Below are 5061 nucleotides of genomic sequence, written 5' to 3'. Positions count from 1 at the left end.
TTTTCATCAAAGTTGGATAATAACGAAAGGCTGTTATCATTAAAATTTAGTAATTTTTCTAGTTGTTTAATCGGAAAATATTTAACTAAATTATCAAAACTAATATCAATATCATTTTTTAAAAGTGTATCCAGCAATAATAATAAATAATTATGGGCTAGATTTTGATAATATGGTTCAGAAAAGTCAAACAATGACATTATCTTATCCGCTAAAATAACTTTATCTTTGTTTGCGAAAGGGTTATATTTTGTGTTACCACTAATTTCTCAAATAAAAGCGTTAGGGTCTAGTTGTTTAACTTTGTCAATTAAATCAATATCCCCCTTACCATCAATGATAATTGTTGTTTCACGAAATTTAAACCTTAACTCTTTTATAATTTGCATTAATGTCGTTGTTTTACCACTCCCAGTTGTACCAACAAGGAGCGTATGTTGAGTTAAATTTGACTTTATTAAACCAATTTTATTGTTTAACATAACTAAATTGTTTTGTGAAATTTGCTTAAATTCTTGCTCTTTTCGTTTTGCTTTTTTCTTTTGTTCATAAGCAAACATATCAAAATAATGTCATTTCTGATAACCAATAAAACCAGCAAAGACAATTACAACGATAATGCCAATAATTGCTGAAATTTTAAAACAAATATCTTTACCATAAGCAGTTGAAAAGGTTTGCCAAGTAACTGCTTTTAGTTTTATTCCTGCATAGCCAAGCGAAATAGGAATATTAATTAAAGCAATTAGCAAAAAAAAGATTAATACAGAAAATATTAATCAAAAGATTACTTTTTCAAATTTATTAAATTTTTTAAATTGTTGTTTAATTTTACGCATAAATCTATCTCCTAACTAAAAGTTTCTTGTTCTATTTCGCTTGCTTCAACATTTAATAACATTCGATTATTAGCACCAATTGAAAACAAGCAAGTTCCCGTTGGGGCGGTTGCAATCGTATCTTTTTGATATTGATTTAACCGCCCACTAGTGGCAATTAAATTATCATAATCTTGTAAATCGCTTGCCGCTAAGTGATGAAAAAACTGATATAAACAGTTGTTTATTATTCCTTGCGCTTGGGTTTTAATATTCGCATTACCCATAAAATCATTTATATTTTGGGTCATAATATACAAAATACCATTATATTTCCGAATGCGTTTTGTCATTTCAAACAAGAAATTCAACGCTAAGGTATTGTTTTCATTAATTAATAAATGGGCTTCATCAATAGCTATGTAAATTCATCGTTGTTGGACAAGTGGTAGGGTTTGGTTTTTCGCTTTTTTTTGTTTAACCACCTTATCTAAAAAGGAAAGCATTAAAAACAATTGAGCATTTTGTCGATTTTTATTTGCTGTTAATTCGTGAGTATCAAAAACAATCAAATCATTTTTTAGTGATAAGGTACTTATTCCGTTTCACAACGCACCATCAGCACCCTTAGCAAGTTTTCATAAAACATTGTATAAGTGTGATTTGTTATTTTCGCTTTTTTCTTGTTTTTCAATTAAATTAAACAAATATGAAAGTGTAGGATAATCACGAGCATTTAAAGTGTTTAATTCTGTCTTATCTGTAATTTTAAAATCTTTGTATAACTTTAAAAGGGTTTGTTGTAATAAAATTAAATCAATATCGGTTAAAGACGGATATAAAATCTTAAACCATTGTTCTAACAACGAAATATGTTCTAATAAATCATTTGAAAAAATCTCTAACGGATTTATTCTTGCTTGATCTGATTTACCAATGGGGATAATTTCACCGCCATAATAATTGGCTAATTGGTGGTATTCCCGTTCAGGGTCAATAATATATAACTTTGTATTATTACAATATAATCAATTTAATTGCTTTTTAGCATTAAATGTTTCACCACTCCCTGTCATTCCGACAATAAAAGCGTTACTACTATTGCGGAAACTATCACGGTGTTTAACATCAAAACTTATCGGCTCATCAATATCATTCGTTCCCAAGAGCAACCCTTTGTTATCATTTAAAGGCGTTGCTACAAATGGATAACTACTTGCCAACGAAATAACGGGCATTTCTTGTCATCATTCAGTGCTAGATTTAATATTACTTTTTCAAATAAAGTTATATGCTTTTAACTGTTGAAATTTTAATTCATCAGGGACAAAACCCTTTTTCACCATTTCACTGATTAACATTGTTCTAATACTATCTAGTTCTTTTTTCGTATCAGCAAAACAAGTGAAGATAATTGAAACCATTTTCAAGGTTTCGCCACCATTTTGAACCATATTCATCAATTCCGTAAAATGTTCTAAATATGATTTATATTTGATTTCTTCACTTGTTTTGCTTATTGTTTGAATTTCAGCGCGATTAATAGCGCGGTCAAGTAATTTCAATGCTTCTTGGTATGAAATATGATGAACTTTAATATTGACATTAACATTGCTTAAATTCGCAAGAAAGCCCAACCAAGTATCAGGTACCATCAACGGATATTGTGATACAGTTAAATAAGAAACAAATTTATTATCAACTGTCACATAATTAGCAAATTGTCTAATTTTATGCGGCTTATCAACAACATTATTTGTCGGAATAATACTGCGTTGAACTAATAAACTTGTTTCTGCCAAAGTCGCTTTAATAAATTTAATGTTATTATCAAATTCATTAATAACATATTTTAATTTTTGATTTATTAAAGTAATATTGTCAGCAGTAATCATTAAAAAGTAGGTAGTTTTTAATTTTTGATTACTATATTGCAAATTCAAATATCAATTTTTTAAATTTGCTAACTGAGTTTTTTTAAACTCAGTTTTTTCTTTTTCAATTAAATTATCAATATTTTTAATTTGTTCGTTAAATTCATAGGGAATTTGAATTTTACAAATTTCAAAATCAATCTCTATTGTTTTAAAAATGCTTGATAATTTATAAATAGGGATATCGCGTTCTTGTTGATTTGCCAACGAAATATCAACCGCTTCAATACGATACACAACTGCAACTTTATTTGAAAAAGTAATAACGTTGTTTTCAAGTTTTTGAATTTGACTAATTTTTTTAAAATCGTTATTTTGTTTTTTAACAAAAATGTATTTGAATGCTGTTCAAATAACATTGTATAGTTTAGTGCCATTTTTTGTTGGAAACATTAAAATTAAACTTGTTAATCACATAAAAATCGTTATAAGGACACTAGCGATTATTTGATATTTAAATAGAAAAGAAAATATCAACGCTGTAATTAAAAAATCAATTACAATAATCGCAATTTCAACTTTGCCAATCCCACCAAGAGCATTCGAAATCGTAAAACGAATTTTACTTGCTCGTTTTGTGATAATGTGCGCTTTGTTATCATCCATAATTATTGCCCTCCCTTAATGCTATTTTTTATTTTTCCCTATAGTGTTTACAGTACTTTTATTTGTCAGTAAATCATTGATTAATTTTTTCACTTGTTTTGCTATGTTGATTTTTATAATCGCTAGTGAATGCATTTTTAAATTGTGCTTTGGCAAGGTTTTTAAAACCGTGTTCTTTCGCCCCCGCTTGATATGCACGCATTGTACCAAGTCCACGAGCAGTTTTTTTACTTAAATTATAACTTGCACGAACACCACTTACTGTCAACGCCCCACCAGTCATAAAAGCATTGGTTGCTACTTTCAACCCCATTATATTACCAATTCCATCACCCAAGGATGTATTACCACCCATCAGCGATGATAAAAGTTGTGGTGATTTAACAACAACAATGCCAAAAGCGAAAATACCTAGTAAGATAAAAATTGGTCTTGTTGTTGAATCGGAAATGGCATTGCCGATTTCCGCGAACACCGACATACTCCACAAGAACAAACTATATGCTAAGAAAACCATATTAAAACTAATAAAGCGAGACACAGTTAATTCTTTTCAATTTTTAAATTTTCGTCCCTCATCTTGAATTGCCGAAATTATAACAACAGGCGATATTACATAAAGAATCAATAACTCCGCAGTTCGTCAGAATAAAAACAAAGCAATCAGCAAGAAAATGTATATCATAAAGCCTTCAGAAAAAAAACACAGCAAATAATTAAAATGCCCACTATCTATAAATGTTCAACTCGCAGGAACATAATCAAAGTCATGCATTCCATTATCAAACGACGAATTGAAGATAAACAAACCAATATTTTGCAGCTGCAATTTACTTGCTTGCATAATCGCTTGAGTTAACAAATTAACAACAACATTCAAAGTATAAAAAATAACTGGTATTGTTGGAATTGCCACAAACAATAAAATCATATTCCGCAATGTTATTTTTAACTTGTTATGTTTTTCATCAGATAGCATTATTTCAATCATCCGCCCTGCCAATAGCAACGCCAATATTATTCCCGCAATTGATAACATCACAATAAATAACATCGGCACACCACTAGCAGTATTATTTTCAAACAACAAACGATTTGCCAAATTCCCGCCCGACATAAAAGCAATTATGTCTTGGAATTTATTTAAAAGTCACAACAGCGGTTTTATAAAAATAATATATAAGATAGCAAATACCGCGTCCATAATTTTACCCAGCAACCAACTTGGAGCATCACCCCCACTATCAGCAGCCGTTTGGCTATACTTAATAAACATTTCTGAGGCGTGTGTGCTAGTAAAATGATTGATAGTGTCGGGGGTAAATATCGCCATAATCGCAGCAATTATTACAACGACAATAACTGCTATTAACATCAACGGTAAAAATGCTATAATAAGAAACATAACCATTTTCTTAATCACATTATTAACAATGGTTATTACATTTTTCATTGATGTTGGCTTTATCTTGGCCGATTTACCAACACGGAAAGGGTTTCTTAACCCTTTTTTATTTTGCACCATCTTTTGTCGCCTCCTTTATGCAATGCCTAAAATAACATCTTTTAAGCCCAGCACAATAGCGCTGGCCAAAATCACAATCCCCAAACATACCCCAACTCAAGTTACGCGAGTAATCGTTTCTCTGCGTTGTTCTGTGTTTTTGGCAAATTTACCAGCAATACCATAATACGCCACCATA

At 30.2% G+C, this 5061-nt stretch carries 3 protein-coding genes; all 3 read right to left on the bottom strand.

The genetic code is table 4. The features are described 5' to 3' along the window. Positions 1-839: type IV secretion system DNA-binding domain-containing protein (locus tag D9R21_RS04250; RefSeq protein ID WP_126821231.1), on the bottom strand; the 839-nt coding region annotated here is incomplete at its 3' end. Positions 840-850: 11 nt separating this feature from the next. Further along, entirely contained in the window at positions 851-3358 is a 2508-nt protein-coding gene (locus tag D9R21_RS04245; RefSeq protein ID WP_126821230.1) for an Mbov_0397 family ICE element conjugal transfer ATPase, read from the bottom strand. A 58-nt stretch (positions 3359-3416) separates the two neighbouring features. Beyond that, the gene (locus D9R21_RS04240; protein ID WP_126821229.1) at positions 3417-4883 is read right to left on the bottom strand and encodes an Mbov_0396 family ICE element transmembrane protein; all 1467 of its coding nucleotides are present in this window, start codon (positions 4881-4883) and stop codon (positions 3417-3419) included. Positions 4884-5061 lie beyond the last annotated feature (178 nt).

It is taken from the genome of Spiroplasma endosymbiont of Megaselia nigra, assembly GCF_003987485.1.
Classification (GTDB): domain Bacteria; phylum Bacillota_I; class Bacilli_A; order Mycoplasmatales; family Mycoplasmataceae; genus Spiroplasma.
The sequence above is the reverse complement of the archived record's forward strand: the minus strand, read 5'-3'. Positions and strand labels throughout refer to the sequence as shown.